The following is a 26,736-nucleotide window of genomic DNA, read 5'->3' as shown; positions in this document are numbered from 1 at the left end:
CCATGACCGCTGTGATCCGGTCCCTCGCGGACTCCCTGCGACGGTTCGGCGACGACCGCCTCGAGGCCCTGCTCGTCGCCCGACCGGATCTCACCTCGCCCCTTCCGCGCGGGATCGGCCCGCTCGCGGCGCGTGCCGCGGGGTCCACCTCCGCCCGTCGCGCGTTGGAGGCTCTGACCCTGCCGGAGCTGCATCTGGTCGAGGCCCTCGCGGTGCTCGAGGACGGCGCCTCCCCCGCACAGCTGGCCGCCGCCGTCTCCTCCGCTCCGGCGACGATCGCCGCCGGTCTCGAACGGCTGATCACCCTCGCCCTGGTGTGGGGAGAGGATGAGCTGCATCTGATCCGTCCGCTGCGGGACGGGCTGCGCACGTCGGCCGGGCTCGCCGCGCCCTCCCCGAGGATCCGTCCGAGCAGGAGGCGCGCCAGCGGGTGGAGCGGGCCCGAGCCACCCTCCCGGAGGTTCTCGAGGCGCTCGCCTGGGGGCCCAGCGCGGTCGCCGGGAGCGGCCGGCTCGCCTCGGACCTGCTCGCCGCGGGGATCGTGGTGGCCGACGGCGAGTCGCTGGCCATCCCCGGACCGTCCAGCTCGCCCTGCGGGACGGCAGGGTGCGCCGCACCCACGTGGCCCTGCGACCCTCGCCCGACGGCCCTGAGCTCGCCGAGCGGATCCCCGGGTCCCGCGCCGCCCAAGCCGTCGAGCGTGCCTTCGAGGCGCTGCGGCTGCTGGGGACCGTGCGCGGTTTCGACGAGGATCCGCCGGGGTGCTGCGCCGAGGAGGTCTTCCCCAGCGGGATCTGCGACGCCTCGCCGAACGAGCCGGCACCCCGCTGCTGACCTACGCGACGGTCCTGCAGTCCGCCTGGCAGGCCGGGCTGATCGGCCATGACGGCGAGGAATGGCATCCCACCGCGGAGTGGGACAGCCACCGTCAGCTGCGCCCGGAGCAGCGCTGGGCCGAGCTGGCGCTGGCGTGGGCGCGAGGTCATCACGTCGCCGCCGTGGGGGGACCCCTGACTCGAGTGGTACGGGCCGCTCGCTGCTGTCGGAGATGACCCGCCGCGGCGGGGTCCGCACCCGGCGCGGTAGCCTGCTGCGCCTGCTGCGCACCGCACCGGGCGTGGACGCGAGCGAAGAGTCCCTGGTCGCTGCGCTGGCCTGGGCGTTCCCGCTGGTGCCCGCGGAGGTGATCCGCGAGGAGACTTCCGCGCTGTTGCTCGAGGGGCAGGCGCTGGGCCTGCTCGACGGCGGGGCGCTCACGGTGCTCGGCCACGAGCTGGTCTTCGCGCTGGATGAAGAGATCACGCAGGCCGATGCGCGCCTGGCCGCCGTACTCTCGGAGTCTGCGCCCGCGCCGGTGGAGGAGGTGCTGCTGGACGCGGACCTCACCGCGGTGATCCCCGGGCGCCCCGCCGAGCGCCTGATGCCCCTGCTGGACTGGGCCGAGGTGGTCTCCCGCGGCGGCGCTCTCACGCTCCGGTTCACCGCTGCCGCCGTGCGCCGCGCGCTCGGTGACGGTCGGGATGCGGAGGCGCTGCTGATCCTGCTCGAGGAGGTCTCCCGCTCCCCCGTGCCCCAGGCCCTGACCTATCTGCTGCGGGACGAGCAGCGCCGTCACGGCAGGGTGCAGGTCTCGCGCGCCACGACCGTGCTCACCGCAGAGGCGGAGGTGCTCGATCTGCTGCAGGTCGCCCCGGAGGCGAAGCCCCTGGACCTGCACCGTCTGGCACCTACGGTCGCGGTGACCCTCTCGGACCCCGGTTTCGCCCTGCAGGTCGCCCGCCAGGCGGGGCTGTCGCCCCAGGCGGTCGGGGCCGACGGCAGGCCGGTGCCCGAGGAGCTGACCCATTCGCTGCGCGGGCGCTCTGCCGAGCCGGATCTGGTGACGATCGACGGACCGGACCTGCGGGTGCCGGCCGCCGAGGCGGTGGCGCGGCTCCGCGCCGCGGACGAGGGCGAGGCCGATCTCTCGGTCACCGATCGGCTGCTGGATGCGATCGCACGCAGCGAGGAGATCCCGCTGGGGATCGTCGACGGTCGCGGCGGTGTGGTCGTCAAACAGGCGCTCCCGCTCTCCCTCGAAGGAGGGCGCCTGCGGGCCCGGGAGGCGGGGCGCGACGAGGAGTTCACCGTGCTGGTCCACCGGGTGGCGCTCGGCTGAGTGCGGTGGACACGCCGCCATGGGGAGTGCTCCCCATAGCGGAACCACCCCGTGCTCACGGTAGTATTCGGCTCGCCAGGACCGGAACAGTCGAGGACACCCGACCTGGGTCCGGAGTCAGCAGCGACTCCGGGAACGATCATCAGGAAGAAGGGGACTCCCATGACCGTACCCAACTCGGGCTACGACATCGAGAAGCTGAAGAAGAACGCACTGATCGCCACCATCGTCGGATTCCTCTGCGGCGGCGCGATCCCCGGTGTGCTCGGTCTGCTCGGCTACCTGAAGGCGGACCAGGAGCCGGAGACCGCCAAGAAGTTCACGAAGTGGGCATGGATCGCGTTCGCGATCATGTGGGCCCTCGCCATCATCTTCATCATCATCTACGTGGTGTTCATCGTCGCGATGGTAGGTACCGCATCGACCTACTGAGCCTCAGCGACGCTCAATGAGAAAAGCCCCGGACCTGGTGGTCCGGGGCTTTTCTCATGCGATCAGTCCTGCGTCAGATCGACTGATCTCCTACCGCTCGTCCCTCGCAGTACGTCGATCAGTCCTGCTTGGTCTCGCGACGGTCCTCGGACCACTCCACGTGGAAGGTGCCCTCGGCGTCGACGCGCTGGTAGGTGTGCGCACCGAAGTAGTCGCGCTGGGCCTGGACCAGGGCGGCCGGGAGGCGCTCGGCGCGGACTGCGTCGTAGTACGACAGGGTCGAGGAGAACACCGGCACCGGGTAGCCGCTGGTGGCTGCGAAGGCCACGATGCGGCGCCATGCCGGGATGCACTTGGCGATCTCGGTGGTGAAGTACTCGTCCGCCAGCAGCAGCGGGAGCTTGGCGTCACGCTCGTAGGCCTCGGTGATGCGGTTGAGGAAGCGGGCGCGGATGATGCAGCCGCCGCGCCAGATCCGGGCCATCGCACCCAGGTCGATGTCCCAGCCGAACTCCTCGGCACCGGCGGCGATCTCGTCGAAGCCCTGCGAATAGGAGACCAGCTTCGCGGCGTAGAGCGCCTTCTGGAGGTCGTCGATGAACTGGGCCTTGTCGGCGATCTCGAGGCTCTGCGCCTCGGCGGGCAGCACCTTGCGGCCGGCCTCGCGCTGCGGGGTGGAGCCGGAGACGGAGCGGGCGAAGGTGGCCTCGGCGATGCCGGTGACCGGGACGCCGAGATCCAGGGCCGTCTGCACGGTCCAGGCGCCGGTGCCCTTCTGGGCGGCGCGGTCGAGGATGACGTCCACGAACGGCTTGCCGGAGGTGGCGTCGGTGTGGTGGAGCACCTCGGCGGTGATCTCGATGAGGAAGGACTCGAGATCGCCCTGGTTCCACTCGGCGAACACGTCGCCGATCTCGGAGGCGCCCATGCCCAGGGCCTTGGTCATGAGGTCGTAGGCCTCGGAGATGACCTGCATGTCGGCGTACTCGATGCCGTTGTGGACCATCTTCACGAAATGGCCGGCACCATCGGCGCCGACGTGGGTGCAGCAGGGCACGCCGTCGACGTGCGCGGAGATCTTCTCGAACATGGGGCCGAGGCGATCGTAGGACTCCTTGGTGCCGCCGGGCATGATCGAAGGGCCGTTCAGGGCGCCCTCCTCACCGCCGGAGACGCCGGAGCCCACGAAGTGCAGACCCTTCTCGCGCAGCGCGGCCTCGCGGCGGCGGGTGTCGCCGAACAGGGCGTTGCCGGCGTCGACGATGATGTCGCCCTCATCCATCAGGCTCGCGAGCTCATCGATCACGGCGTCGGTCGGGCCGCCGGCCTTGACCATGATGAGCGCCACACGCGGCTTCTGCAGCGAGGCGACGAAGTCGGCCATGGACTCCGAGGGGTAGAACTCTCCGTCGGCCCCGTGATCGGCGATGACCTTCTCGGTCTTGCCGACGCTGCGGTTGTGGATCGCGACCTTGAAGCCGTTGCGGGCGAAGTTGCGGGCCAGGTTGGAGCCCATCACCGCCATACCGGTGACACCGATGTCCGCCACATCGGCGGGGGACGGAGTGAAGCTAGCCATGGGTTCTCCTCAGATCAGGTGACTGTCGAGCCGGGCCGGAACGCTGCGCCGAGATGCTCGACGGACGGGGCCCGGTCCATCGTCGCCCATTCTAGTGAACAGCGCACGTTGTCTGCCGGGCGTGCCAGGGCTTGCCGCGTAATGGCCCCCAGGAAGCCCCTCCACCAGTCGCTGGATCCCTCACCGGCCACGTACCGCGGGGGTTTCCTGTCCGACTGCGAACTCCGAGAGAAGCAGCAGATGACCCTCCCTCCCCCTCCCCCCCCCCCGCATGACCCCTACGCCCAGCCCTCCCCCGCGCCCGAGCAGATGCCGGTCTCCGGGCCGGCTCCCGGGGCGACCTCGGTGCGGACCTCGGCGCAGCGCTTTCGTTCGCCGGCAATGCGCTGCTGAGGAACCCGGTGACGTACCTGGTCAGCGGGCTCATTTTCAGCGTCATCTATTTGGTGATCATCGGTGGCGGCATCGCTGGCGATGCCGTTCTCCCTGCTGTGGCAGTCGGGCGCGGCCCGAGCCGCCGAGATCGTCCGCGAAGGCGGTCGCCCCTCGATCGGTCAGGCGATGATCGGGCCGATGCGCATCGTGCTCACCGTGCTGCTGTACGGAGCGATCGTCTTCCTCGGCATGCTGCTCTTCTACATCCCCGACCTCATCGCGGCCGTGCTGTTCATGTTCGCGGTTCCTGCGGCGCTGCGCGGTGCCTCCCCGTGGAAGCGCTGAAGGAGAGCTTCGCCCTGGTGACGTCGAATCTGGCCACGTCGATCGTCGCCTACCTCGTGATCATGCTCGTCACCACGGCGTCCACCATCATCATCGGTGTCATCGTGCTCGCGCCGTTCGTCATGCTGTTCTCGCTCGGGCTGTACGAGCGGCTGAACGGTCGCTGGCTGCCGGAGCCCACGAGGGCCTGAACCGCGCGCACGTCGCCCGAGGGGCCGACGGGGAGAGCTGCGGCTCACCCCGTCGGCCCCTCGCTCCGCCTGGGATGCCGCGTAGCCTGGGCGGATGACCGACGGCCCCCTCATCGTCCAGAGCGACAAGTCCCTCCTGCTCGAGGTCGATCATCCCTCTGCGCAGACCGCGCGGATCGCGATCGCCGCTTTCGCGGAGCTCGAGCGCGCCCCCGAGCACGTGCACACCTACCGCATCACCGATCTCGGGCTGTGGAACGCGCGGGCCGCCGGATACGACGCGGAGTCGGTGGTCGCCGCGCTGGTGGACCACTCCCGCTACCCGGTCCCGCACTCGCTGCTGATCGACGTGGCGGACACGATGGACCGCTACGGCAGGCTCCAGCTGCGCTCCGATCCGGTGCACGGGCTGGTGCTGCACGCTCTGGACCGGGCGGTGCTCGAGGAGGTCTCACGGACCAAGCGGATCCAGGGGATGCTCGGGGACCGTCTCGACGAGACCACGATCGTGGTCCATCCCTCGGAACGGGGCGCCCTCAAACAGGCGCTGCTGAAGCTCGGCTGGCCGGCAGAGGATCACGCCGGCTACGTCGACGGCGAGGCTCATCCGATCGCCCTGCGCGAGGAGGACTGGCAGCTGCGGCCCTACCAGCAGGAGGCCGTGGACGGCTTCCGGCACGGCGGCAGCGGCGTGGTGGTGCTGCCGTGCGGTGCGGGCAAGACCCTCGTCGGCGCCGGCGCGATGGCCTCCATGCAGCGGACCACGCTGATCCTGGTGACCTCGACCGTCTCCGCGCGGCAGTGGCGGGACGAGCTGCTGCGCCGCACCTCGCTCACCGAGGACGAGATCGGCGAGTACTCGGGAGCCTCCAAGGAGGTGCGCCCGGTGACGATCGCGACCTACCAGGTGCTCACCCTGAAGCGGAAGGGCATCCACCCGCACCTGGAGCTGATGAGCGCCCGGGACTGGGGCCTGATCGTCTACGACGAGGTCCATCTGCTGCCAGCACCGGTGTTCCGGATGACCGCTGATCTGCAGGCGCGGCGCCGCCTGGGGCTGACGGCGACGCTGGTGCGCGAGGACGGCCGGGAGGGTGAGGTGTTCTCCTGATCGGCCCCAAGCGCTACGACGCCCCCTGGAAGGACATCGAGGCGCAGGGCTACATCGCGCCGGCGGACTGCACCGAGGTGCGGGTGGCGATGCCGTCCGCGGACAGGATGGCGTACGCGATGGCGGACGCTGCGGACCGCCCTCGCCTGGGCGCCGCCCATGGCGCGAAGATCGCGGTGGTGGAGAAGATCGCGGCCCGCCACCCGGGCGAGCCGATGCTCGTGATCGGGCAGTTCATCGATCAGCTGGAGGAGATCTCTGAGCGCCTCGGCGCGGATCTGATCACCGGGAAGACCCCGGTCAAGCGCCGCCAGCAGCTGTTCGACGCCTTCCGCGCCGGGGAGATCGACCGCCTGGTCGTCTCGAAGGTCGCGAACTTCTCGATCGACCTGCCGGAGGCTTCCGTGGCGGTGCAGGTCTCCGGCGCCTTCGGCTCCCGTCAGGAGGAGGCGCAGCGGCTGGGACGGCTGCTGCGGCCCAAGGCAGACGGGCGCACGGCGCACTTCTACACCGTGGTCATGCGCGATACCCAGGACCAGGACTACGCCGCGCACCGGCAGCGGTTCCTCGCCGAGCAGGGCTACGCCTACACGATCATGGACGCCGACGAGCTGGAGGCCGCGGCAGAGGCGGACTGAGCGGGGCACGCTGGTTAGAGTGGGCCTCGCATCCCGTCCGCCGCCGTCCCGTCGGCCGTCCCCCAGGAGATCGACATGCGCTCATCCGACGATCCCATCCGCCCCACCGGAGCGGACGGCGCTGGCCGCCCCGACTCCCCCGCCCCTGAAAGCCCCGCAGACCCCGAGGCTCCGGTCACCGGGCGCCGCGCCGCCGAACGCCCGCAGGAGCCGGAACCGGGAACCGAGGCCGTGGAGCCCGTCGGCGGCGGAGGCGGGAAGACCGCTGGCATGTGGATCGGCCTGATCCTCGGCGCCATCATCCTGGTGATGCTGCTGATCTTCGTGCTGCAGAACAACCAGACCGCCGGGTTCCAGTATTTCGCCACCGAGTTCGATCTCCCGCTCGGCATCGCCATGCTGCTCGCGGCGATCGCGGGCGCGCTGGTGATGGCGCTGGTCGGCTCGGTGCGGATGATGCAGATGAGCTGGACCATCCGGAAGCTGCGCAAGCAGCAGGAGAAGATCCACCGCGTCACCCGGTGAGCGCGTCCAGCTGACATCCAGCCGATTCCCAAGCTCGAGGAGGACGGTGGGGGCATGACTACGCATGAGGAACAGGACTACGAGGCACGTCTGCTCGTGGTCGACGACGAACCGAACATCCGCGACCTGCTCGCCACCTCGCGCTGCGCTTCGCAGGCTTCGAGGTGTTCACCGCTTCGACCGGCAACGAGGCGATCCGTGAGGCCACCGAGCAGCAGCCCGACCTGGTGGTGCTCGATGTGATGCTGCCGGACATGGACGGCTTCACCGTCACCCGGCGCCTGCGCGACCGCGGCGAGAAGTACCCGATCCTCTTCCTCACCGCGAAGGACGAGACCCAGGACAAGGTCGCGGGCCTCACCGTCGGCGGGGACGACTACGTCACCAAGCCCTTCAGCCTCGAAGAGGTCGTGGCCCGCATCCGTGCGGTGCTGCGCCGCACCCATGGCGGCTCGGAGACGACGGTGGACAGCTCGCTGGTGGTCGCGGATCTGCGCCTGGACGAGGACTCCCATGAGGTCCATCGCGGGGACGTGAACATCGAGCTGTCCCCCACCGAGTTCAAGCTGCTGCGCTACCTGATGCTGAACGCCGGCCGGGTGGTCTCCAAGACCCAGATCCTCGATCACGTCTGGGACTACGACTGGTCCGGCGAGGTGGGCATCGTGGAGTCCTACATCTCCTACCTGCGCCGCAAGATCGACGTGATCGGCGATCCGATGATCCACACCAAGCGTGGCATCGGCTACGTGCTGCGAGCTCCCGAAGGCTCCTGAGGGGTGTCCCTGCCGACCCTGCGCGCTGAACGGCCCGTGTCCCTGTGGACACGGATCGTCGCCCTCATCTCGGCGCTGCTGGTGCTCGGCACGGTCATCACCGGGAGCCTCTCGCTGTTCCTGCTCAACCGCACGCTCATCCAGTCCGTCGACACCAACCTCCAGGCGGGGATGGGCGAGATGCTCGCCCTGGCCCAGCACGAGCTGGCCGGTGACGGCGATGCGATCCAGAACAGCGCCTACACCCCGGTCGAGTACGCCGTGGAGATCCGCGACGAGAGCGGCACCGCGGTCGAGCGGGTGCTCATCCACTATGGCCCCGGTGAACCCACCATCCCCTTCCCCGACCTGACGGACGAGCAGATCCAGCAGCGCGGCGGGCGACCTTTCACGGTGCTGGACTCCTCGGAGAACCGGTGGCGGGTGGTCGCGATGCTGAACTCCGGCCCGGACAAGGGCAGCGTCTACGTGGCGCTGCCGCTGACCAGCGTGGACCGCACGATGCATGAGATGGCGCTGGTGATCGTGCTGGTCGGGACCCTGGTGGTGCTGGTCGGCATGGGGCTGGGCGGCTATGTCACCCATCGTTCCCTCGAGCCGCTGCGGGATGTCGAGGCGACCGCCTCCCAGATCGCCGGCGGTGACCTCTCCCGCCGTGTGCCCGTCACCCGCACCAGCCTCGAGGTCCACGATCTCTCGCTGTCCTTGAACGAGATGCTGGTGCGGATCGAGCAGTCCTTCGCCGCGCAGTCCGCCTCCGAGGAGCACGCCACGCGTTCCGAGGCGAAGATGCGCCGCTTCGTGGGCGACGCCTCGCATGAGCTGCGCACGCCGCTCGCGGCGATCCGCGGCTTCGGCGAGCTGTACCGGATGGGCGCCCTGCCCCCATGACGAGGACGTCGCCTCGGCGATGCGCCGCATCGAGGACGAGGCGAGGCGGATGGGCTCGCTGGTGGAGAACCTGCTTCGTCTGGCCCGGCTCGATGAGCGCCCGGATCTCGCCCTGGACCCGGTGGACCTCACCGATGCCCTGTTCGATGCCGCGCAGGATCTGCGTGCGCTGGATCCCGCACGGCAGGTGATGGTGGTGTCGCTGTCCGGCACTCCGCTGTCGGTGCAGCCGCACCTGTCGATCGGCGTGCTCGGCGATGAGGCCTCCCTTCGGCAGGTGATCCTGAACCTGGTGGGCAACGCGAACCGGCACACGCCCAAGGGTTCCCCCGTCGAGATCGCGGTGGGCTACACCTCGCCGGAGCGGGTGCGGATCGAGATCCGGGACCACGGCGACGGCATCGAGGACGATCAGCGCGAGATGGTGTTCGAGCGCTTCTACCGCACCGATGCCTCGCGGGTGCGCTCGGCGACCCAGGGTGGTGGCGCCGGGCTCGGCCTGTCGATCGCCGCGTCGATCGTGCAGCAGCATCGCGGCAGCATCGGCGTGGACGAGACCCCGGGCGGCGGCTCCACCTTCTGGGTCGAGCTGCAGGGCACCGAGATCGCACCGGAGCAGCAGGTGCGGCCCGACCAGCTCAGGGCGCTCGGCGCGCCGTCCGCAGAGGAGCCGCCGTCGGCCGACCCGGACGACAGCAACCCATTTTCGTGACTCCTCCCTGCCGATAATCGGTCACGACCTGCACGTCCAGTGTTCATGTGGACGTCACCCGGACTCTGCCGGGCGGTCGACCCTCACGGTCCAGGCTGGGTCGGTGCCGGAACATCTCCATCCCCGGCTCATGACTCACCACCGGGAGGATCACCCCATGTTCAAGCGCCCCCTGCCCATGGTCGGGCACACCCGCGGGAACCGTCTCGCGATCACCTGCGAGCTCAAGTGCGGCAGCGCCTGCTCCCATCCCGTCCCGAACACCTCGGACAACCGCCGGTTCCGGGACATCGTCGACGCTGCGATCTCGCGCCGCACCGCGCTGGGCCTGGGCGGCGGCCTGACCGCCGCGGTGGTGGTGGGCGCCGCCGGGGCGGCACCGGCCCTCGCCGATCACGGGACCGCCCCCAAGGGCGGCGGGAAGCTCGACTTCGAGGCGATCGCCCCGGTCCCCCGCACTGTCGATGACATGACCGTTCCCGAGGGCTACGACTGGGCGACGATCATCCGCTGGGGCGATCCGCTGTTCGAGGACTCCCCGGAGTTCGACCTCGAGAACCAGACCCGCGACTCGCAGTCCGCGCAGTTCGGTTACAACTGCGACTACCTCAACGTCATCTCCGATGGGCAGAGCGACCGCGCCGGCTACCTGGTGTGCAATCACGAGTACACCAACGAGAACATCATGTTCCCCCGCAGCAGCTCACCTCGAACCGCGAGGACGTGGTCGATGCCGCGATCGCCGCCCACGGCCTGTCGATCGTGGACCTCGAGCGCGACAAGCAGGGCGAGCCCTGGTCGTATGTGCGCGGCGGGCGCCGCAACCGCCGCATCACCGGCTTCACCCCTTCACGGTGGACGGCCCCGCCGCGGGCTCCGATCTGCTGAAGACGGTCGAGGACCCCGAGGGCCGCACCGTGCTGGGCACGCTGAACAACTGCGCCGGCGGCACCACCCCGTGGGGCACGGTGCTCTCCGGCGAGGAGAACTTCGACCAGTACTTCATCGGCACCGGCAAGCCCGAGGAGGAGCGGATCGGCATCGCCCCCGGCCCCACCTCGCGCCGCTGGGACCTGGTCCACCCGCGCTTCAACCTCAACAACGAGGGCTACGCGAACGAGGCCAACCGCTTCGGCTGGATCGTGGAGATCGACCCCGAGGATCCCGAGTCCACCCCGGTCAAGCACACGGCGCTGGGACGCTTCAAGCACGAGGCCGGCACCGTGACGATCTCGCGGGACGGCCACGCGGTGGTGTACTCCGGCGATGACCAGGCCGATGATTACGTCTACAAGTTCGTCTCCGCGAAGCAGTACCGCGAGGGCGACAAGGCGCACAACATGACCCTGCTGTCCGAGGGCACCCTGTACGTCGCACGCTTCGAGGGCGACTCCCCCGCCGGGGAGATCGACGGCTCGGGCGCGGTGCCCTCCGACGGCGCCTTCGACGGCACCGGCACGTGGGTCCCGCTGGTGCAGGGTGCGGAGTCGCTGGTCCCCGGCTTCACCGCCGCCGAGGTGCTGATCAACACCCGCCTCGCGGCCGATGAGGTGGGCGCCACCAAGATGGACCGTCCCGAGGACGTCGAGCCCAACCCCGTCACCGGCAAGGTCTACATCGCGCTGACGAACAACTCCGGCCGTTCCGCCGACGCGGTGGACGAGGCCAACCCGGTCGCCGTCCCCGAGGGCGGCAACCGCGACGGCCACGTGATCGAGCTGATCGAGGACGACGGCGACCACACCTCGTTGTCCTTCGGCTGGAACGTGCTGCTGCTGGCGGGCGATCCGGAGACCTCGGAGACCGCGTACTTCTCCGGCTTCCCGGTGGAGAAGGTCTCCCCATCTCCTGCCCGGACAACCTGGCCTTCGACTCCCGGGGCACCCTGTGGATCTCGACCGACGGTCAGCCCGGCAAGATCGGCTACGCCGACGCACTGCACAAGGTGACCCTCGAGGGGCCCGAGCGCGGGCGCGTGGAGCAGTTCCTCGCCGTCCCGGCCGATGCCGAGACCTGCGGCCCGGTGATCCACGACCGGGACGATTCGGTGTTCGTGGCCGTACAGCACCCTGGCGAGGGCGGCGAGTGGGGCGCGCACACCTCGTACTTCCCGGACTTCGTGCCCGACGGGCCGCTGAGCGGCGAGGAGGTCGCTGTGCCGCGTCCGAGCGTGGTCCAGGTGTTCTCCACCGCGGGCAACAAGGGCCGCGGCGCGGCGGGCAACGGCAGGGACCGGGACCACGGCCGTGGCCGTGGTCGTCGCGACGAGGGCAATCGCGGCGGGGCCGCTGGGCCGAATCCGAGCACCGCTCCGGCGAGTGGAACGACGGCCGCGGACACGGCCCCGGCGGCCGCGGACGCTGACGCTGGCTCGATATGAACCGCGGTTCCGGCGCCCGTCACCTCAGGTGGCGGGCGTCGGCCCGTCCATCACCTGGCCCACGAAGCCTGTGTCGCCGCGAGCACGGGCCAGGGTGTCGAGCTCGGTGAGCAGCTGCTGGCCGGCCCGGGTTCCAGAGGCGTCGTGCGCCTCGATCCGGGGCGGCCCGTGGGGATCATCGCGGGTGAGGCGGAACGCTGCGGGCTCGGCGGGCAGCGGGTCCACGTGCCCGATGAGCCCCACGATCAGGTCTCGCGGGACGTGGTCGAGCCCGAGCGCCGCGGCATGCTCGGCGCTGCGCCGGGACCGGGCCTCCGGACGGTCCAACAGCTTGATCCGCAGCCCGGAGCCGATGAGGATGCGCGTCAGCTCGCGGTCGCCCACGAAGCGCACTCCCACCTCCGCGAGCGCATCGTGGGCAGGGGCGGGCCAGTCGTAGTGGTCGAGGTCGAAGGAGCGGGGCGGCAGGCCGGCGTCGGCGGCGACCTCGTGCAGCTCCTCGAGCGAGGTGTCGGAGATCAGGTGCCCCCAGAGCATGCCGTGGCGCGGCCAGCGCGGGGTGTCGGCGTACACGGTCACGGGCGTGCTCCCTTCCGGGGGTGCGGGGCAGTGACGGGCCTGCTGCGCGGGGTGGGGGCGGCCGAGCCGGCCAGGCGGCGCAGCAGGTGTTCGAGGGGTCCTCGCCGGCCGTGGGCGTGCAGGGCGTGGGCCACGGGGATCATCGCCAGCCAGGCCAGCAGCACGATCATGGCGGCTCCGGCGGTGCCGAGCCGTGCTCCGAGGTCCAGGGTGTAGGGCGGGAAGAGAGCCAGGAACACCACCGACTGGGCGATGTAGGCGCTGAGCGATGCTGCGCCGAGCGCCTCGATCCCGCGCACCCCTGCGTTCAGCAGGTGCTCGGGGGCGGCCTACCCCCTCTCGCCGCGTCGGCGCAGATGCTCGGCGAGCAGCGCAGCCCCGGCGGCCAGGCCCAGCGCGAAGGCGAGGCCGGAGTACTGGTGGAGCACCCCGAGCACGCCGAGGATCAGCTCGTTGTCCAGGTGGGCGTGGGCGGGGTCCAGCAGCAGCACGGAGGTGAGCGGAATCGCGCCGAGCACCCCGATCAGCAGCCCCCAGCGGGTCAGTGGCACCAGCAGATCGCGATTCGCTCGCACCTCCTCGAGCAGGCGCAACCGGGCTGCGATCGCGCCGATCACCATCGGGGTGAGCAGGCCGACGTCCAGCAGCGGGGTGAGCACAAGGCCGCGCAGCGCGGCGCGGGCACGCAGCTCGAGGCCGGTGAGGTAGTCGGGGGCGGAGGCTGCGGCGTATCCGCTGCCGCTTCCCAGCCCGATGGTGCCATCCGACCAGCCCCAGACACCGAGCGCCGGCAGCGCGATCACGGCGGCGATCGGCAGCGCCACCCGTCGCCGGGTCATCAGCAGCACGCAGAGCATGCCGATCAGTGCGTAGGCGACGAGGATGTCGCCGTTGAACAGGAGGATCGCGTGCGCCAGCCCGATCGCCAGCAGCACCAGGTGGCGGCGCAGCATGCGCAGCACGAAGCGTCGCGGCGGCTCGCCCCGCTCCTGGGAACGGCGGTGCAGGATCCCGATGCCGTAGCCGAACAGCAGCGCGAACAGCGGGAACCCGCGGTTGTCGGCGGTCAGCGCGATGAGCACGTCCACCGCACGGTCCACGGCGGTGGCGTCGACCTGCTTCAGCAGCACCGTCCACTGCGAGCCGTGCAGCCATCCCACGGTGTTTGCGAGCGCGATCCCCAGCAGAGCGAGGCCGCGGGCGAGGTCGGGACCACCGGCGCGGCGTGCGAGGGGAACGGAGCTCATCACCGTGCCTGCCACCGCGACAGGGGTGCGCGGCGGCGCCGGCGGGGGTGCTCCTCATGCGCGCCATGGTCCCACAGGCGCTGGTCAGGCGCGGCGCACCCACCGGCGATAGCGGAGCACGAGAGCGGTGATCCCGCCGCCGAGGGTGAGGAGCAGCGCTGTCCCCTGCGCGACTCGCTCAGCGATCACGAAGCGGGTTCCGAGGTCATCGTCGGCTCCGGCGCTCAGCAGCAGACCGCTCGTCAGCAGCATGCTGCCCACCAGCGCCAGATAGATCAGCAAGCACACGCCGAGGAACCACACAACCGCCCGCCTGCCGGTCATCCGTGCCCCGAGTCGGAACGCGTCACCGCCGATCAGGGCATGGGTCCAGGCGATCGCCCCGCTGAACAGGCCGATGTCCACGAGGTGGCCCCACAGGGCGGGCGGTGAGGAGCCGTCATCATTCGCGGTGACGATGCCGAGACTGCTCCAGTGCTGCGCACCGGGGGCCCAGTCGCTGAGCAGGATGACCCCGGCCGCACCGAGGGCGAGCAGGAGCTGCCCCGCGCTGACCAGCAGTGTGCGGGCGCGCACCGCGTCCGCACGGGAGATCCCCAGCGAGCTGCGCAGCTGCATGCCGTCCTCGAGCACCGGGTCGGCGAGGTCAGCCGGGAGCCGTACGGCGAGCAGGATCAGCACGACCCCGAGTCGGAAGTCGAGGTGGATCGCGCACAGGAGGGCCACTGTCATGAACGTGCCGTACAGGGCGAACAGGTCACGCCGCCGACGCCACTCGTGCCAGAGCGCGCGGCGCAGCGAGGTCGAGGGGCGCTGCCGAGTGGTGTTCTGGACGCTGCCGGTCATCGTGAGACCTCCCGGAGGGTGAAGGTGAGGACGTCCTGGAGCGTGGGGCGGCGCAGGTCCGTCAGCCCATCCAGGCCCACGGCGTCCTCGGCCCGGACCAGGGCCTCGAGCAGGTCGCCGCTGCGGCGTGCACCCCGCAGCACTGCGGCGTGCGGCGCGGAGGCCTCGGTGGTGACCAACAAGTGCTCCTCGAGCAGGTCGATCGCGCTGCCCTCGAGCACCACACCCGGCCCGCGTGCAGCAGCACGATGTGGTCGACGAACCGGTCGATCTCTCCGAGGTCGTGGGTGGACAGCAGGATCGTGCGGTCCTCGCCCCCGGCGTGGTGCTCGCGCAGCTCGTCGAGCACGTCGGTGCGAGCCAGCGGGTCGAGGCGGGCGAACGGCTCATCGAGCATCACCAGGGAGGGTTGGATGCCGAGCGCCGCGGCGAGCAGCAGCCGGGTGCGCTGCCCTGCGGAGAGACGACCCAGCTGCGCGGACGGGTCGATGCCCGCGCGACGCAGCAGGGCGCCGACGAGGCGGGCATCGTAGGCGGGCTCGACACGGCGCTGGGCCCGCACCAGATCGTCGGCCGTCCAATGGTCGGGCTGGAAGGGGACGTCGGGGACGATGCCGATGCCGGCGGGCAGGGCGTCCTCGGGACCGCCGATCGGCGCGCCCTCGATTTCGATCTTCCCCGCGCTGGGCGCGAGCGCCCCGGTCAGGGCGCGCAGCAGGGTGGTCTTCCGGCGCCATTGGTGCCGACGAGTGCGGTGACCTGGCCGCGGGGGACGTCGAAGGCGACCTCCCGCAGCACATGGCGCAGCTTGCGGGTGCGGCGCTGCGGATCGGGCAGGTGCACGTCGAGCCCGCGGACGATGACGGCGGCGGGCGGGTGGTCGCTCATCGTTCCTCCTCGAGCCGCTGGGTGAGGCGGCGGGTCAGCTCCCGGTCGTCGATCCCCACGCCGCGGGCTGCCCGCGCGGCGTGGTCGAACGCCTCGTCGATCTGCTGGAAGGCTCGGCGGCGCAGCTCCTCGCCGTCCTGGGCGCGCACGAACACGCCTTTGCCGCGTACGGCGTCGACCAGCCCATCGGCGACCAGCTCATTGTAGGCACGGGTGGTGGTGATGACGCTGACTCGCAGGTCACGGGCGAGGGCACGGATCGACGGGAGGGCGTCTCCCGGGGCGAGTTCGGCGGTGAGGATCGCGGTGGCGATGCCTTCGCGGATCTGCTCGTAGATGGGCTCGGAGGCGGAAGGGTCGATCGCGATGTGCATCGCACCCCTCCCTCCTTCGAAGTGAACCTACTGTCTATAGACAGCATAGACAGCTCATGGGCGAATGCGTCAACCCTGCGGACGGGCGGTCCCCGGATGCCCCTGACGAGGGGGCGGCAGTCTGCAATAGTCCGCATTGCTGGCAGAGGACTGACATTCCAAATCCTTCACAATGCACAACAGCCGCGCCTTCCAGGATGTACGGCCTGGTTTCCCTGCAGGCACTTCTCTCTGCATTCTGCGGGCTTTGCCGCAGCCCTGCTCCGCACCCACTGAGCCGGCCGAATCCCTCGGATACACAGAAGATATACCCAGGTCGTGACCCCACCACCGAGCACCCCGAGCCGCACGCTCTGACATCCCGCACCGCCCACCGTTCCTCCACAGCGCCTACCTATCCACAATTCTTTTCACATCAGTAGAAGTTATCCACAGATTCCACACAGAGGTGGAGACACTTTTTCGAACATGCATACGATGGGGGCATGGAGTCGACACCGATGCGCAGCGCACACCACCCTGGCGAGGACACCTCCCGCCAGGATCTGGCCGCGCCCTCGGGAGATGTCCTCGAGGACGTTCTGGAGCGCTTCCGCGAGATCGAGGCTTCCCCGGCAGCCCGTGCACTGGTCGCCCAGGTCCTCGCCGCGACGCTGATGGCGTTCACGCGCACCCGGTCGGTGCGCGACCCGCTGCCGGATACAGCTCCCGGGAGCGCCGAGGAGGCTCTCGCCGTCCTCGCCGGGATCGACCACCTGCGCTCCTCTCTCGCCGCGATGGATGTGACCTGGCAGGTCGCCGCCGAAGAGCGGATCCGACGCGATGATGCGACACGGGGCGTGCCGTCCTCCGAGCAAGGCCGCGGCGCCGGGCAGGAGATCGCGCTCGCACGCCGAATCTCCCCCGCCGCCTCCTCGTTCTCCCAGGCGAAGGCACGGCGTCTGCTGCAGAACATGCCCGGTGCCGTGGAGCGGCTCTGGTCGGGCGCCATGACGGATCAGCAGGCCTCCACGATCTCCGGTGCGCTCGACGGTGCCGGCGCGGACACCTGCCGCAGGGTCGACGACCATCTCCGCGAGCACCCCGAGTTCCTGCACGGCAAAGGCCACAAGCGTCTGCAGTCCGATATCCGGGACCTGGTCCAGAGGCTCGAGCCCGAGACATCCCGCGAGCGCGCGGAGCGCGCTGCCCGATCCCGGCACGTGAGGATGACGCCTCTGGCTGACGGGATGGCTCGGGTGACCGCCGTTCTGCGCGGAATCGACGCCGCCGCCCTGATGCAGTCCCTGCACACACGTGCCGAGTCACTCCGCGCCTCCGGCGCGAAGACGTCTCTTCCCGCCCTGGAGGCGGATCTGCTCGTCGAGGACACCCTCCGGAGCGGCGACGACGAGGCGGCGTCCCCCAAGCCGCCCCGCACCCGCCCTGGCCTGGACGTCGGCATCGTCATCACCGACAACGCCCTCCTCGGGCGGGAGGACGATGCCGAGACCGCCGAGCTCGAGGGCTACGGCATCCTTCCCGCTCACATCGTGCGGGATACCCTGCTCGGCCGGCCGCCGGGGCACCTGCGATCCGCCGAGGATGAGAATCCCGACAAGGTGGTCTCAGCCTTCTTCCGCCGGCTGTACCGCAGCCCGCGCACCGGCGACCTGATCGCGATGGAGTCCCGGGCCCGCGCGTTCCCCGCCGGGCTGGCGCGGATGATCCGCTGGCGCGACACCACCTGCCGCACTCCCTGGTGCAACGCGAAGATCCGCCACAGCGACCACGTCGTCCCCCACCACCGCGGCGGGGCCACCAGTTACACGAACGGTCAGGGTCTGTGCGCGCGCTGCAACCTGCTCAAGGAGCACGGTCTGTGGATCCTGAGCCCGCTCAGGAATTCTGAAGCCAGCGGCGACACCATCGAGACCCTCACGCCGACGGGAACAGGCCGCCCCGCGGAGACGCACACCGATCCATCGGCGCCGCCGAGAGCCTGGCTCTGGTTCAGCCCGCACGGGGCCGTGGGCACGTCCCCCATTCCCCGTTGATCACGCCATGGCCAGATCCTCCACCCGTCGAAGACGACGACGAAGGCCCCGCACCACCAGGTGCGCCCCCGGCCACGTAGGCCGGAGGGGCTCCCGCCGTCATCCCGCCGTCAGCCGCCGAGTGGGGTCGCCTGATGGTGGCGCAGCAGCCAACGGCCGCTCTCACGGACCCACACCGAAGTGCGCTCGACGGTCCCCTCCGGCCCGGTGGTCAGGTATCGCAGCAGCACCACACCGGGTGCGATCTCGTCGGCGACGAACTCTTCCGCCTCCACCCCCTCCAGCGGGGCGAGGTGGGCGAGGGTCTCCTCACGGTCGTAGCGGCGCCCGCTCGCACCGACCTCGCTGAAGGACGCGTGCAGCAGCTCCGCGGCGCTCGGCGGGTCGGCGCGCAGGGTGGTGCTCAGCAGTGCCTGCTCGCGCGCAGTGATCTGTTCGAAGTCCGTCGCTCCGGGGACGTCGGCCACCAGGACCGTCTCCTCCACCGCGGTGGAACAGCTTGCCGGGGCGGGCTGGGCGGCGGGCTCGTCGAAGAGGCTGAAGAGGTCATCGGCCGGGGCCGGAGCCGAGGCAACAGGGGCGCGCGCCCCGGGATAGCCGGGCCCGATCTCGGGATCCTGCTTCTTGGAGAAGGCGGTGGCGGCGGCGTTGGCGCGCCGGTCGGCGGCCTCGTTCATCGCGTGGCCGGAGTGGCCCTTGACCCATTCGAACTCGACGCTGCGACCGGCGAGCGCGCGATCGATGTCCTTGAGCAGCTCGACGTTCATCACGGGCTTGCCATCCTTCTTGCGCCAGCCCTTGCGCTTCCAGCCCGGCATCCACTTGGTGACCGAGTTGATGACGTACTGGCTGTCGCAGAGGATCAGCAGATGCTGGTCGGCGTCGACGGCGGTGGCCTCGAGCAGGTCAAGCACGGCCTTCAGCTCGCCCATGTTGTTGGTGCCGTGGGGCCAGCCGCCCGCGCGCCAGATGTCGTCGTCGATGTACCAGGCCCAGCCGGCGGGGCCGGGGTTGCCGAGGGCGGAGCCGTCGGCGGCAGCAGTGATGGTCATGGGCGCAATCGTTCCATAGCGCGGTGGGAGGCGCGGGCACCGGAAGCGCTGCCCGAGCGGTTGCTCACTGCCGGCTCACACCCAGCGCGCGACGGTCATCCCGGCGGTGGTGGGGAGCTGGTCCATCGCAGTCATCGCCGCGGGCAGCTGTTCAGCGTCGATCACGCGGCCGACGGTCCCCGCCAGGTCCAGGCGACCGCTCGCGATATCGTCGAGCAGCTCGGCGTACTCGGCGACGGCGAGGCCGTGGCTGCCGAGGATCTGCAGCTCCTGGGCGATCACGCGGCCAATCGGCAGTGCTGGGTCGGCATCGTCCCCCAGCAGGAGTCCCACCTGCACATGCCGGCCGCGCGGCCGCAGGGACTCGATCCCCGCGCGGGCGGTGGCCGCCGAGCCGAGCGCATCCAGGCTGACGTGGGCGCCGCCGCCGGTGGCCTCATGCACGCGGGCGACGATGTCGGGGCTCGAGGGCAGCGCGGTCGCTCCGAGGGCTTCCGCGGCGGCGAGAGCTGTGGCGGAGACATCGACCGCGATCACCTCCGCGCCGGCGGCGAGGGCGACCATCACGCACGCGAGCCCCAGCCCGCCGCAGCCGAACACCACCACCTGCTCCCCCGCCTGCACGGCGGCCTGCGCGCGCACGGCATGGTGGGCGGTGCCCACGCGGCAGCCCAGCCCCGCGGCGAGAGTCATGTCGATCTCGGCAGGGAGTGCGACCAGGTTGTGGTCAGCCTCGACCACCACCACCTGCTCAGCCCAGGCACCGGGCAGGTCGAAGCCGGGCTGTCGCTGGTACGGGCAGACCTGCGGAGCACCGTCGAGACACTGCGAGCAGCGGCCGCAGGCGAGGATGAAGGGGGCGGTGACCCTGTCGCCCACGGCGAAGCGGGTGACCTCCTCCCCCACCTGTGCGACCACCCCGGCGAACTCGTGGCCGGGGATGTGCGGCAGCTTCACGGAATCGTCGTGGCCCTGCCAGGCATGCCAGTCACTGCGGCACACCCCGGTCGCGTGCACCGTGATCACCGCCCCGCTCGACGGGCAGGCAGGATCGGGCAGCTCGACGATCTCGGGCGCGGCACGGAATGCCTCGTAGCGGACAGCTCTCATCGGGTGCGCCTCAGACCAGTCGGCCGACGGGCTTCTCGTAGGTGCCGTACACGGCGTCGCGGGCGAAGCCGAGCGCGTCGTACAGGCGCGTCGCTCCGGTGAGGGACTCGGCGTCGACCTCCAGCTCGGCGCTCGCGTATCCGGCGGTCGCGGCGGCGGCGAGGGTACGGGCGATGACCGCCCGGGCGAGCCCCCGGCCGCGAGCCTCGGGGCGGGTGCCGACGAGAGCGATGTGCAGCACGCCGGGCTTGTCCTCCGAGGTGATGACGTAGGCGAGCACGGTGCCGTCGGCGTCGAGTGCGATGCTGGAGAGCTCGCGGCGTGAGGTGTGGGAGGACCACCAGCGGTTCCAGCGCTCCGGGAGACCGGGGCCGAGCCCCAGTGGTCGGCGAAGGCCGCGAGGTGGGCGAGCCGGGTGGCCTCGGCGTGGTCGGCCTCGGGCGCGATCACCTGCACCTGCTCCCGCTCGATCGACGGCAGCGCAGCCCCCGGCAGTTCGCGGACCATCACGAGCCAGCTGCGGGCCCGGCGATAGCTGCGACGCTCCAGCAGCGGGCGCACATCGGCGCCCCCGGTGAGCGGGGCATCCTCTCCGGCATCCACATCCGGGTCGCGGCCGCCGGCGACGCGGAAGACGGCGTCAGCCTCCGCAGGGTGACGCTCGGCGGCGAGCTGCGCCGCCCGGCCCTCCGCCCAGTCGAAGAGCTCTGCGCCCAGCCCTTCGCGGCGGTGGGCAGGATCGACCCCGCCCATCAGCTGGCAGCGCACGCGGCCGTCGCGGTCCAAGGACGTATGGACGTCGACAGCCGTGAAGGCGATCAGCTCCGTCCCGTGACGGACAGCGAGGGTGTCCCGTTCCAGGTCGAGTCCGGGCATCGTGAGCCATTCACGGATGCTGGGCTCCTCGGCGGGTTCACCGAGCTGGTCCGCCACGTCGATGCGGTTCATGAGCGAGGCGAGCGCGGGGACGTCGTCGAGGGTGAGCGGGGATCGAGTCGTCGTGAGGTCGGTCGGCGAGGAGTCGGTAGTGGTCACCGGTCAAGTGTAAAGACGCGGCGGGCGCGGGACGTCACGGGGTGCCCCGCTCGTCCCGCGCCCGCATCTGATGCCAGCTGGTCAGCCCTCGTCCTCGTATGCCGCCGCCTGCTGCTGGATCTCGCGCAGGCGGGCGAGGTCGAGCTTGCGACCGCGCTCGAAATCGACCACGCCGTTCTTCTCCTGGAACACGTCGGTCAGCTGCGTGTAGCAGTAGCCGAACATCAGCGGGTCCTCGCAGCACCCGGGTGAGGCCCTCGAAGCGCTCGTAGAGCTCCTCCTCGCTGCGGACCCGCTCGCCGTAGCCCCAGGACTGGGCGGCGTTGTTGCCCGCGCGCTCCGCCTGCTGGGCCTCGCGCGCCTCCTGTTCGTTCCACCAGATCCCGCCGTACTCGGAGACGAAGTAGGGCTGACCCGCGAAGGGCAGGGAGAAGGAGCCATCGGCGAAGGGCATCTCGTCGGGTGCGAGCTCGCGGCCGTTGGCCCAGGGGGCGCCCTCGGCGAGGCCGGACTGCTGCGTGCGGAAGCGCTCGACGTCCTGCTCGTAGGAGTGGGAGTCGTAGATGTCGGCCCCGCGCACCCGGTGGGAGTAGCCGGAAGCGTCGAGCACCGGCCGGCTGGGATCGGCGAGCTTGGTCGCGTCGTACATCGCCTGAGTGACGTCGTCGAGCTGGGTGAGCCGGTCATGCCGGACCTGATGGGTCTCGTTCAGCGGGCACCAGCCGATGATGCTGGGGTGGCTGAGGTCGCGCTCGACGGCCTCGACCCACTGGCCGATGAAGGACGCGGTGGGCTGCTGGTTGTCGCCCATCGGGCCGTGACCGGAGATGCCCCAGTCCCCGAACTCCCCCAGATCAGGTAGCCGTACAGATCGGCCCAGAACAGCATGCGCTGCTCGAAGACCTTCTGATGCAGGCGCGCCCCGTTGAAACCGGCCTCCAGCGCGAAGCGGATATCGGTGATCATGGCCTCGTCGCTCGGGGAGGTCATGAACGACTCCTCCCAGTACCCCTGGTCGAGCACGAGGCGCTGGAAGACCTTCTCACCGTTGATCCGGAACTCGTGATCGCGCAATGTCGTGGCGCGCAGGCCCGCATAGGAGCGGACCTCGTCGAGCACGGCGCCGCCTGCGTCCAGCAGGCGCACGGACAGAGCGTAGAGCTCGGGGGCGCCCGGGCCCCAGATCCGCACGGCCTCCTCGGGGATCACCAGCTCGAGATGCGGGGCGAGGTCCAGATCGGCGCGCACCTCGGCCCGGGCGACCTCCTCGCCGCCGGGCTCGGAGGCGACCACCTCGAGGCGAGTACCGCGGGTGCTGCGAGCCAGCGGCACGGTGATCGCGAAGGAGCTTCCGGCGAGGGACGGGGTCACTCGCAGCGAGCGGATCTCATCGGCGGGGACGCCCTCGAGCCAGACGCTCTGCCAGATGCCGGTGGTCCGGTGATAGGCGGCGTGGGTGGCGTTGTACCAGGTGGACTGCTTTCCCCGTGCCTGGGGAACGTCGTGGGGTCGCGGGCGCGCACCACGATCTCGACCTCGGAGCCGGGGCCGACGTCCGGCACGGCCGAGAGGTCGGCGGCGAAGGGCGTGAAGCCTCCGCGGTGGCGGGCGACCTCGACGCCGTCGGCCCAGACCGTGGTGTCGTGGTCGACGGCCTCGAAGCGCAGGATCGGGCGCAGGCCATCCCAGTCGGCAGGAATGGTGACGGTCCGGCTATACCAGACGGCGTTCAGGAAGTCGCGGTTGCCGATCCCGGAGGCCTCGGTCTCCGGCGCGAAGGGCACGGTGATGGTCTGGGCGAGCTCACGCTCGAGGAGACCGCGCTCGCGACCGGAGTCGCCCTGGTCGATCTCGAACTGCCAGGTGCCGTTGAGCGTCATCCACGTGGGGCGCTGCAGCTGGGGGCGTGGGTGCTCGGGGCGCGGGACATCCGCACCCTCCGCGAGCGGTGCATCGAGGAGAGCGGCAAGCCCCTCGGCACGGGAGAACAGGTCCGCGAGCGGCTCGGGCAGGTCGGCGGGGCGAGCGGTCATGGGGCGGCTCCTCGGATCGAGATCGGCACTGATCGGTCACCTCCAGTGAAGCGCAAACCCGTCCGGATTGCAACGTGGGAATTCGCGGACCCTCATCGCCTGCGCGCACCGCCTGAGGCAGCGCTCAGCTGAGCCCTGCCGCCACGGTGGATCCGCGCTCGACCAGCTGGTGCCCGACCACCGTCTCCGACCCGGCGTCGGCCTCGCCCCCGCCTCGGCGAGAGCCGCATCCAGCGCGGCGGAGATCAGCGCCTCGAGATCCGGGGCGATGGAGGTGAGCCCGGGACGGGACCATGCCGCCTCCGGGATGTCGTCCCAGCCCACCACGGCCACCTGCTCCGGCACGCCCACCCCGCGGGCGAGGAGCGCAGCGAGCGCGCCCAGGGCGAGCAGGTCGTTGCCGGCGACCACGGCATCGACCTCGAGACCCGTCTCGAGCACCGCCTCCATCTCCCGTCGACCAGCCTCGCGATCCCAGTGCGCGACCGTGCGGATCAGCTCGGGCTCGACGGAGATGCCGGCGAAGCGCAGCGCGGCTCGGAATCCCGCGAGCCGGTCGGTGGCGGTGGAGCGCACGGCCCCGTCGACCCCCAGGAACAGCAGCCGCTCCCTCCCCTGTCCCACCAGGTGGCGCACCACATCGACAGCGGAGGAGACGTTGTCTATGGCCACGTGGGAGATCTCTGCGGCCGCCGGCAGTCGCTCGCCGAGCAGCACCACCCGAGGCCCTCCGGTGGCGAGCAGATCGGCCGGGGCGAGCGCTGTCGGGGAGATGATCACGGCATCGACCGGACGAGGGGCGAGTCCGCGCACATGCGCGCGCTCCGTCTCGGCGAGGCCCAGGGAGACCTCGACGCTCACGGTGTAGCCACGCTCGCGGGCTGCGACCTGCATCAGCTCGGCGAGGCGTGCGAAGTACGGGTTCTGCAGCTCGGGCACCACCAGCGCGATCGTCCGCGTGGGGCCGCCCCGCAGGTCGCGGCCCACATGGTTGGGCACGTAGCCCAGCTCCTCGATCGCCTGCTCGACGCGGGCGCGGGTCTCCTCCCGCACCACCGGACGGGCATTGACCACATTGGAGACGGTCTTCCAGGACACCCCGGCGTGCTGGGCGACGTCCTTGATGCTCACGCGGCGTGCCATCGGCTCTCCTGGGTCGGGGTGGGACCACGGTACTTGCGGTCGAGACTACCGGAGGGCATGATTCTGTCTCACGTGAGAATTGCAGGACTGACCCTTCATCGTCACCAACTCCCCGGCACTGATGACGATCCCGGTGGGCATCGGCACCGTGGAGAACGCCTACGGTCTGCAGTACGCGCAGTCGATGGCGAGCGCGATCGTGGGCGGCCTGCCGCTGCTGATCGTGTTCTTGCTCTTCCAGCGCCAGATCGTGAAGGGCTACGCCTCGGCGGGCCTGGGCGGCGGCCAGTGAGCCGGAGCGGGCCCGCCCAGCGCACGGCTGACCCGGTGGTATGTCACAACTGCCTGCCGGTTCATCGCCACCGGAAGCCCGTGCACGTACTGTGGGCGGAAGTGCCGTTCTCCCGCCGCGGCACAGGTCCCGAGCGGATAGCCCCGATCCTGGTCGACGCCTGACGTCGATCCGAGTTCCGGCAGGCTCCGTCCCGGTGACACCGTCGGCGAAGGAGAGCTGCTCGCGAGCAGCGCCGCATGCCGACGCCCCGGGCAGGACTGCACCACAGAGAACGGATCACCTTTCGTGACCACCCCTGACTTCGCACGCCTCGGCGTGCCCTCCGCTCTGATCAGCGCCCTCGCACCGCGCGGGATCGTCGAGCCCACCCCCATCCAGGCCGCGACGCTGCCGGATTCGCTGTCCGGGCGCGACGTCCTGGGCCGCGGCCGGACCGGTTCAGGCAAGACCTACGCCTTCCTGCTGCCGCTGGTGGCCCGCCTGATTGCGGAGCCCCGTCGTCGCGTCGCGCGCCGCCCCCGCTCCCTGATCCTCGCGCCGACCCGTGAGCTCGCCTCGCAGCTCGCCGATTCGCTGAAGCCGCTCGAGGAGGCCACGGGCCTGCGCAGCACCGTCGTCTTCGGCGGTGTGGGCCAGAACCCGCAGGTGAAGGCACTGGCCAGCGGCATCGACGTGCTCGTCGCCTGCCCCGGGCGCCTGCTGGACCTCATGAACCAGGGCCACGTGGACCTCTCCGGCATCGAGATCACCGTGATCGACGAGGCCGACCACATGGCCGACATGGGCTTCCTGCCCATGGTGCGCAAGATCCTCGCGAAGACCCCGCCGAAGGGCCAGCGCATGCTCTTCTCCGCGACCCTCGATTCCGGGGTGAACAAGCTGGTCAAGGAGTTCCTGCACCAGCCCGTCACCCACTCCGCGGATCCGGCCACGAGCTCTGTGGGCACCATGGAGCACCACGTGCTCGAGGTCTCCCCCGCCACCCGCTTCGACGTGCTGCGCGACCTGGCGGCCGCACCGGGCCGCACGATCATGTTCACTCGCACCAAGTACGGGGCGAAGAACCTGGCCCGCAAGCTCAGCGCCCGCGGGGTCGACGCGGTGGACCTGCACGGCAACCTCTCGCAGAACGCCCGCACCCGGAACCTCGAGGCCTTCGGCGCCGGGACCGCGACGACGATGGTGTGCACCGACATCGCCGCGCGCGGCATCCATGTCGACGAGGTCGCCCTGGTGGTCCACGCCGATCCGCCCGTCGAGCACAAGGCGTACCTGCACCGCTCGGGCCGCACCGCGCGCGCCGGCGAGTCCGGCACCGTCATCACCGTGCAGACGCCCGAGCAGAAGCGGGACGTCAGCGACCTGATGCGCAAGGCCGGCATCAACCCCACCTACCACCCCCAGGTGCAGCCCACCAGCCCGGTGCTCAGCGAGCTCGCCCCGGGCGAGCGCGTGGTCACCCATGAGCCGCGCCAGCCCGAGCCGGAGGTGGACCAGGCCCGCCTGAACGGCGAGCGTCGTGGTCGCGGCCGTTCCGGTGGACAGGGCGGCGGACAGGGTGGCGGCCAGGGCCGTGGCGGTCGACGCGGCGGCCCGGGCGAGGAGAGCCGTTCCGAAGGCTCGGGCCGTGGCGGCCAGGGTCGCTCCGGTGGCCAGGGTCGCTCCGGTGGCCAGGGTCGCTCCGGCGGTCAGGGCGGCGCTCGTCGCGGCGGGCAGGGAGGGTCCTCCTCCGGTGCGCGCCGTCAGGGCCAGGGCGCTCCGTCCCGCTACTCCACGAGCTCCGACGGCGGCACCGGCAACTCCGTCGGCGGTGGTCTCGCCTCCTTCTCCGCGGACCGCAGGCGATGAGCGACGCCGCCTCGTCCGGCGGCCGGCGACGCGCGGAAGCCCCTGCCCAGCACAGCATCGAGGAGATCCTCGAGGCCGCCCGTCAGGGTGTCGAACGGATCTCCCCGAGGATCTGCCCGCCGCACAGGCACAGGGCG

At 70.8% G+C, this 26,736-nt stretch carries 24 protein-coding genes and 4 pseudogenes; 15 read left to right on the top strand and 13 right to left on the bottom strand.

Translation table 11 applies throughout. The features are described 5' to 3' along the window. Positions 1 to 2: 2 nt before the first annotated feature. From H3H54_RS05095 to H3H54_RS05080, 4 genes are all read left to right on the top strand, one after another. Positions 3 to 653, top strand: a complete 651-nt coding sequence (locus H3H54_RS05095; protein ID WP_262425778.1) for a hypothetical protein — start codon at positions 3 to 5, stop codon at positions 651 to 653. Continuing rightward, a complete protein-coding gene (locus H3H54_RS05090) occupies positions 622 to 834 on the top strand; it encodes a hypothetical protein (protein ID WP_262425777.1) in 213 nt (70 codons plus the stop codon). Before H3H54_RS05095 ends, H3H54_RS05090 begins: the two co-directional genes overlap by 32 nt. Before the next feature lie 214 nt (positions 835 to 1,048). Then, positions 1,049 to 2,158: a helicase-associated domain-containing protein gene (locus H3H54_RS05085; protein ID WP_262425776.1), complete on the top strand. Its 1,110-nt coding sequence runs from the start codon at positions 1,049 to 1,051 to the stop codon at positions 2,156 to 2,158. Between the two features lie 162 nt (positions 2,159 to 2,320). Next, on the top strand, positions 2,321 to 2,590 hold the full coding sequence (locus H3H54_RS05080) for a hypothetical protein (RefSeq protein WP_262425775.1): 270 nt from the start codon (positions 2,321 to 2,323) through the stop codon (positions 2,588 to 2,590). Between the two features lie 118 nt (positions 2,591 to 2,708). Here H3H54_RS05080 and gndA read toward each other — a convergent pair whose 3' ends face one another. After that, entirely contained in the window at positions 2,709 to 4,169 is a 1,461-nt protein-coding gene (gndA, locus tag H3H54_RS05075) for an NADP-dependent phosphogluconate dehydrogenase (protein WP_262425774.1), read from the bottom strand. A 456-nt stretch (positions 4,170 to 4,625) separates the two neighbouring features. On the opposite strand from gndA, the gene H3H54_RS05070 reads away from it, so the two are divergent. From H3H54_RS05070 to H3H54_RS05035, 8 genes and pseudogenes are all read left to right on the top strand, one after another. After that, entirely contained in the window at positions 4,626 to 4,889 is a 264-nt protein-coding gene (locus tag H3H54_RS05070; protein ID WP_262425773.1) for a hypothetical protein, read from the top strand. After that, positions 4,877 to 5,080: a hypothetical protein gene (locus H3H54_RS05065; RefSeq protein ID WP_262425772.1), complete on the top strand. Its 204-nt coding sequence runs from the start codon at positions 4,877 to 4,879 to the stop codon at positions 5,078 to 5,080. The genes H3H54_RS05070 and H3H54_RS05065 overlap by 13 nt, the downstream gene beginning before the upstream one ends. Positions 5,081 to 5,174: 94 nt before the next feature. Further along, positions 5,175 to 6,829 (top strand): annotated as a pseudogene (locus H3H54_RS05060) (DNA repair helicase XPB). Positions 6,830 to 6,904: 75 nt separating this feature from the next. Then, the gene (locus H3H54_RS05055; RefSeq protein ID WP_262425771.1) at positions 6,905 to 7,354 is read left to right on the top strand and encodes a lipopolysaccharide assembly LapA domain-containing protein; all 450 of its coding nucleotides are present in this window, start codon (positions 6,905 to 6,907) and stop codon (positions 7,352 to 7,354) included. Between the two features lie 54 nt (positions 7,355 to 7,408). Continuing rightward, a pseudogene (locus tag H3H54_RS05050) lies at positions 7,409 to 8,130 on the top strand (response regulator transcription factor). Positions 8,131 to 8,133: 3 nt separating this feature from the next. Next, positions 8,134 to 9,021 carry a HAMP domain-containing protein gene (locus H3H54_RS05045; RefSeq protein ID WP_262425770.1) on the top strand — a complete coding sequence of 296 codons (888 nt, stop codon included), beginning with the start codon at positions 8,134 to 8,136 and terminating at the stop codon, positions 9,019 to 9,021. Positions 9,022 to 9,040: 19 nt separating this feature from the next. Further along, on the top strand, positions 9,041 to 9,733 hold the full coding sequence (locus tag H3H54_RS05040; protein WP_262425769.1) for a cell wall metabolism sensor histidine kinase WalK: 693 nt from the start codon (positions 9,041 to 9,043) through the stop codon (positions 9,731 to 9,733). A gap of 157 nt (positions 9,734 to 9,890) precedes the next feature. Beyond that, positions 9,891 to 12,113, top strand: a pseudogene (locus H3H54_RS05035) (PhoX family protein). A 24-nt stretch (positions 12,114 to 12,137) separates the two neighbouring features. Here the strand turns inward: H3H54_RS05035 and H3H54_RS05030 are convergent. The 7 genes from H3H54_RS05030 to H3H54_RS05000 all read right to left on the bottom strand — a co-directional run bounded on the left by H3H54_RS05030 (position 12,138) and on the right by H3H54_RS05000 (position 16,047). Beyond that, the gene (locus tag H3H54_RS05030) at positions 12,138 to 12,692 is read right to left on the bottom strand and encodes a DUF4031 domain-containing protein (RefSeq protein ID WP_262425768.1); all 555 of its coding nucleotides are present in this window, start codon (positions 12,690 to 12,692) and stop codon (positions 12,138 to 12,140) included. Then, on the bottom strand, positions 12,689 to 12,991 hold the full coding sequence (locus H3H54_RS05025; RefSeq protein ID WP_262425767.1) for a DUF418 domain-containing protein: 303 nt from the start codon (positions 12,989 to 12,991) through the stop codon (positions 12,689 to 12,691). Before H3H54_RS05025 ends, H3H54_RS05030 begins: the two co-directional genes overlap by 4 nt. A gap of 30 nt (positions 12,992 to 13,021) precedes the next feature. After that, positions 13,022 to 13,939, bottom strand: a complete 918-nt coding sequence (locus H3H54_RS05020; RefSeq protein WP_262425766.1) for a DUF418 domain-containing protein — start codon at positions 13,937 to 13,939, stop codon at positions 13,022 to 13,024. An 84-nt stretch (positions 13,940 to 14,023) separates the two neighbouring features. Beyond that, positions 14,024 to 14,785 (bottom strand): hypothetical protein, encoded by a 762-nt coding sequence (locus H3H54_RS05015; RefSeq protein ID WP_262425765.1) that lies wholly within the window; start codon positions 14,783 to 14,785, stop codon positions 14,024 to 14,026. Between the two features lie 61 nt (positions 14,786 to 14,846). Further along, positions 14,847 to 15,452 carry an AAA family ATPase gene (locus H3H54_RS05010; protein WP_262426406.1) on the bottom strand — a complete coding sequence of 202 codons (606 nt, stop codon included), beginning with the start codon at positions 15,450 to 15,452 and terminating at the stop codon, positions 14,847 to 14,849. 35 nt (positions 15,453 to 15,487) lie between these two features. Then, positions 15,488 to 15,673, bottom strand: a complete 186-nt coding sequence (locus H3H54_RS05005; protein ID WP_262425764.1) for a hypothetical protein — start codon at positions 15,671 to 15,673, stop codon at positions 15,488 to 15,490. Next, entirely contained in the window at positions 15,670 to 16,047 is a 378-nt protein-coding gene (locus H3H54_RS05000) for a GntR family transcriptional regulator (protein WP_262425763.1), read from the bottom strand. The genes H3H54_RS05005 and H3H54_RS05000 overlap by 4 nt, the downstream gene beginning before the upstream one ends. 485 nt (positions 16,048 to 16,532) lie before the next feature. Between H3H54_RS05000 and H3H54_RS04995 the strand changes: the two genes are divergently transcribed. Continuing rightward, positions 16,533 to 18,083: an HNH endonuclease signature motif containing protein gene (locus H3H54_RS04995; protein WP_262425762.1), complete on the top strand. Its 1,551-nt coding sequence runs from the start codon at positions 16,533 to 16,535 to the stop codon at positions 18,081 to 18,083. A gap of 110 nt (positions 18,084 to 18,193) precedes the next feature. Here the strand turns inward: H3H54_RS04995 and H3H54_RS04990 are convergent, their stop codons facing one another. The 5 genes and pseudogenes from H3H54_RS04990 to H3H54_RS04970 all read right to left on the bottom strand — a co-directional run bounded on the left by H3H54_RS04990 (position 18,194) and on the right by H3H54_RS04970 (position 24,456). Continuing rightward, on the bottom strand, positions 18,194 to 19,135 hold the full coding sequence (locus H3H54_RS04990; RefSeq protein WP_262425761.1) for a ribonuclease HI family protein: 942 nt from the start codon (positions 19,133 to 19,135) through the stop codon (positions 18,194 to 18,196). 75 nt (positions 19,136 to 19,210) lie between these two features. Next, on the bottom strand, positions 19,211 to 20,245 hold the full coding sequence (locus tag H3H54_RS04985; protein WP_262425760.1) for an alcohol dehydrogenase catalytic domain-containing protein: 1,035 nt from the start codon (positions 20,243 to 20,245) through the stop codon (positions 19,211 to 19,213). A 10-nt stretch (positions 20,246 to 20,255) separates the two neighbouring features. After that, complete coding sequence (locus H3H54_RS04980; protein WP_262426405.1) at positions 20,256 to 20,549, bottom strand: GNAT family N-acetyltransferase; 294 nt, start codon at positions 20,547 to 20,549, stop codon at positions 20,256 to 20,258. Positions 20,550 to 21,361: 812 nt separating this feature from the next. Further along, a pseudogene (locus H3H54_RS04975) lies at positions 21,362 to 23,313 on the bottom strand (glycoside hydrolase family 2 protein). Between the two features lie 36 nt (positions 23,314 to 23,349). Continuing rightward, complete coding sequence (locus tag H3H54_RS04970) at positions 23,350 to 24,456, bottom strand: LacI family DNA-binding transcriptional regulator (protein ID WP_262425759.1); 1,107 nt, start codon at positions 24,454 to 24,456, stop codon at positions 23,350 to 23,352. 121 nt (positions 24,457 to 24,577) lie between these two features. On the opposite strand from H3H54_RS04970, the gene H3H54_RS04965 reads away from it, so the two are divergent. Next, positions 24,578 to 24,748 (top strand): hypothetical protein, encoded by a 171-nt coding sequence (locus H3H54_RS04965; protein WP_316249140.1) that lies wholly within the window; start codon positions 24,578 to 24,580, stop codon positions 24,746 to 24,748. Between the two features lie 288 nt (positions 24,749 to 25,036). Beyond that, complete coding sequence (locus H3H54_RS04960) at positions 25,037 to 26,599, top strand: DEAD/DEAH box helicase (RefSeq protein ID WP_262425758.1); 1,563 nt, start codon at positions 25,037 to 25,039, stop codon at positions 26,597 to 26,599. Positions 26,600 to 26,736 lie beyond the last annotated feature (137 nt).

This window comes from Brachybacterium sp. Z12 (assembly GCF_014400405.1).
In the GTDB taxonomy this organism is placed as follows: Bacteria; Actinomycetota; Actinomycetes; order Actinomycetales; family Dermabacteraceae; genus Brachybacterium.
This window is presented reverse-complemented; position numbering and strand designations above follow the sequence as displayed.